The sequence below is a fragment of the Adlercreutzia equolifaciens genome (assembly GCF_029076695.1).
GTDB classification, from domain to species: domain Bacteria; phylum Actinomycetota; class Coriobacteriia; order Coriobacteriales; family Eggerthellaceae; genus Adlercreutzia; species Adlercreutzia equolifaciens_A.
On record NZ_JARFIK010000218.1, the window covers coordinates 1 to 324 of the forward strand.

Here is a 324-nt window from a genome sequence, read left to right on the forward strand (position 1 = left end):
GCGCTCCCAGAATACCCGCAAGTACATCGCCGGTGCCGGCCTTCGCCAGGGCCGCGGTGCCACGATCCATGGCCTCTACGGTGCCGTTCGCGGTGGCAATATTGGTAATCGGTCCCTTCAGCACCACGACGGCCTCATAAGCGCGGGCGATGGCTACGGCCAGGGCTGGAACCTCGCTGCCGAAGGAGGGGAGGCGCGCCCCGCGGGCAAGGCGAGCCGCCTCGCCGCCGTGGGGCGTCAAGATGAGAGGTCCGGCGGCTGCGGCACCGTCTTCGCCCGACGAGCCCGCGGCAGCCTGGGCACGCTCAGCGGCCAGGCGCAGGC

General features: G+C 71.6%; 1 protein-coding gene. It reads right to left on the reverse strand.

The features are described from left to right. Positions 1-324, reverse strand: a 324-nt coding sequence (locus PZH32_RS12125; protein ID WP_275208508.1) for an NAD(P)H-hydrate dehydratase, incomplete at both ends; no start/stop codon positions are given.